This window comes from Sphingopyxis sp., assembly GCF_016463645.1.
Classification (GTDB): domain Bacteria; phylum Pseudomonadota; class Alphaproteobacteria; order Sphingomonadales; family Sphingomonadaceae; genus Sphingopyxis.
The window spans coordinates 1-2,646 of record NZ_JAEMQX010000228.1 but is presented as its reverse complement, the minus strand read 5'-3'; the positions used below and the strand labels follow the sequence as shown (position 1 = coordinate 2,646).

3 protein-coding genes and 1 pseudogene are annotated in these 2,646 nt (G+C 67.8%); all 4 read left to right on the top strand.

Features of this window, described 5'->3' with window-relative positions; translation table 11 throughout:
• Nucleotides 1-564 (top strand): rod shape-determining protein (locus JHC57_RS21900; RefSeq protein WP_294032685.1); only part of this gene is annotated, 564 nt, incomplete at its 5' end.
• A 21-nt stretch (nucleotides 565-585) separates the two neighbouring features.
• Complete coding sequence (gene mreC, locus JHC57_RS21895; RefSeq protein WP_294032684.1) at nucleotides 586-1,503, top strand: rod shape-determining protein MreC; 918 nt, start codon at nucleotides 586-588, stop codon at nucleotides 1,501-1,503.
• Complete coding sequence (locus JHC57_RS21890) at nucleotides 1,500-2,021, top strand: rod shape-determining protein MreD (RefSeq protein WP_294032683.1); 522 nt, start codon at nucleotides 1,500-1,502, stop codon at nucleotides 2,019-2,021. The genes mreC and JHC57_RS21890 overlap by 4 nt, the downstream gene beginning before the upstream one ends.
• A gap of 18 nt (nucleotides 2,022-2,039) precedes the next feature.
• Nucleotides 2,040-2,646 (top strand): annotated as a pseudogene (locus JHC57_RS21885) (penicillin-binding protein 2); the annotation flags it as partial.

Sequence of the window (2,646 nt, the reverse complement as noted above, 5' to 3'; positions counted from 1 at the left end):
TCGATGGTCGTCGACATCGGCGGCGGCACGACCGAAGTCGCGGTGCTGTCGCTCCGCGGCCTCGCCTACACCACGTCGGTCCGCGCCGGCGGCGACAAGATGGACGAGGCGATCGTCTCCTACGTCCGCCGACACCATAACCTGCTGATCGGTGAATCGACCGCCGAGCGGATCAAGAAGGATTTCGGCATCGCGCGCATTCCCGCCGACGGCACCGGGCTGACGATCCACATCAAGGGCCGCGACCTCGTCAACGGTGTGCCCAAGGAAATCTCGATCAACCAGGCGCAGATCGCCGAGGCGCTGTCCGAACCGATCGGCACGATCGTCGAGGGTGTGCGCATCGCGCTCGAAAACACCGCCCCCGAACTCGCGGCCGACATCGTCGACCAGGGCATCGTCCTCACCGGCGGCGGCGCGTTGATCGCCGAACTCGACGAACTGCTCCGCGATGCGACCGGCCTGCCCGTCACCGTCGCCGAGGATCCGCTGACCTGCGTCGCGATCGGCACCGGCCGCGCGATGGAGGACCCCGCCTTCCGCGGCGTGCTCCAGCAAGCCTGATCGGGACGGTAGCGCTTCACCATGGCTCGCCCGGCACATCGGCGTCCGGGGCAATCCCGAAAGGCCCAGTACAGCCTGTTCGCTGCCTATGTCATCGCGGTGACAGGGGCCGTGGCGGGCTTGTTGCTGGCTGTTCTTTCGGTCGTTGATCCTGTCGGTTTCGCCCAGCTGCGTGTGGCGAGCCAGGAAGTCACCGCGCCCATCGCGCGGGGCACGCGCTCGGTCATCGGATCGATTTCGGGGATCGACGACACCGTCGGCGCCTATGTCAGCGCGGGCACCCAGAACCGGCGGCTGCGCAAGGAACTCGCCGACACGCGGCGCGAACTCGTCGCGACCAGCTCGCTGCAGGAAGAGAACCGCCAGCTCAAGGCGCTGCTCAAGCTGCAGGAAACCGACAAGACCGCGCTCGCCAACGGCTACCTTCTCACCTCGACCTCGACGAGCAGCAAGCGCATCGCGCTGCTCAGCATCGGGCGCAACCTCGGCGTCGCCGCGGGTCAGCCGGTGCGCGGCGCCGACGGCCTGATCGGCCGCGTCCTCGGCGCGGGACCGTCGGTCTCGCAGGTGCTGCTGCTCACCGACGTCGACAATATCGTCCCCGTCCGCCGCGCGCGCGACGGCCTGCCCGCGCTCGCCAGCGGCCGCGGCAACGGCGATCTCGACGTCCGCACGCTCAACATCGCGAACAATCCGTTCAAGCCGGGCGACATCCTCGTCACCTCGGGCACCGGCGGCCTCTATCCGCCCAACATCCCGGTCGCGATCGTCGTACGGCGACAGGACGACGGCGCGCTCGCGCGCCCGCTCGCCGACCCGGGCAAGGTCGACGCGGTGTCGGTGCTGCGCCCCTATACGCCCGATAACATCGAGGCGCAGGGCCTGCCGGGTCCGGCGACGCCGTCCGCCGTCACTCCGCCCCCCGCAAAAGCGCCATGAACCAGAAGGGTCCGCGCCTCGGCGAACCGGCATCGCTGTGGCGGATGCGCATCGTGCCGATCGCGAGCGTGATGCTCGCGTCGGCGCTGCCGCTGATGCTGCCGCTGATCGCCAACTCGCCGGTGCTGCCGCCGCTCGGCCTGCTGTTTTTTCTCTGCTGGCAGTTGCTGCGCGCCGAAATGTGGCCGGTGTGGATCGGGCTGCCGCTCGGCCTCTGGGACGATCTGTTCAGCGGCGCGCCGATCGGTACCGCGGTCGGCCTGTGGACGCTCGCCAGCATCGCGATCGCCTGGTCCTCGCAGCGCATCTACTGGCGCGGCTTCTTCCACGACTGGGCGATTGCGGCCTTGCTGGTGGGGATCATCCAGTCGCTCGCGGCGCTGATCACCCACCCGCATGCCAATAGCGGCCACGTCCTCGGGCTTGTGCTGCCGCAGATCATCGTCTCGGCGTTGCTGGTGCCGCTGTTCATGCGCCTGACGGGCAAGTTTGACAATTTCCGCCTGAAACGCCGATAGACTGGTTCCAACCCCCGAATGCCGAAAAAGAAGAGTCCGCCGATTACCGAAGCCTGGAGGGGCCTGACCTTCACCCGCCGTGCGCTGGTCGTCGGCGGCGGGCAGGCCGCGGTCGGCGTCGCGCTCGCGGCGCGGATGGCCTATATCTCGGTCGTTGACAACGATCGCTATGTACTTGAATCGGAAAGCAATCGTGTCAACCTGACGCTGATCCCGCCGCGGCGCGGCTGGATCGTCGACCGCAACGGCAAGGCGCTCGCGAACAACCGCGTGTCGTTGCGCATCGACATCATTCCCGACCGCCTGCACAACAAGGAGATGGTGCTGGGGCAGCTCCAGACGCTGCTGCGGCTCGACGGCGACGCGATGGAGCGCATCAACCGCGACCTCAAGGCCGCGTCGGGGTTTCAGCCGGTCGCGGTCAAGGAGGACATGACCGAGGCCGAATATAGCTCGATCCTCGTCCGCCTGCCCGAACTGCCCGGTATCGCGCCCCAGCGGGGCTTCGCCCGCAACTATCCGACCGGTGCGGCGGTCGGCCACCTGATCGGCTATGTCGGCGCCCCGAATGCCGAGGAATATCAGAAGGTCAAGGATCCGCTCTACATCACGCCGGGGTACAAGA

Coding starts and splice junctions, on each gene's coding strand:
- mreC (WP_294032684.1), top strand. CDS start 586: ATGGCTCGCCCGGCACATCGGCGTCCGGGGCAATCCCGAAAGGCCCAG.
- JHC57_RS21890 (WP_294032683.1), top strand. CDS start 1,500: ATGAACCAGAAGGGTCCGCGCCTCGGCGAACCGGCATCGCTGTGGCGG.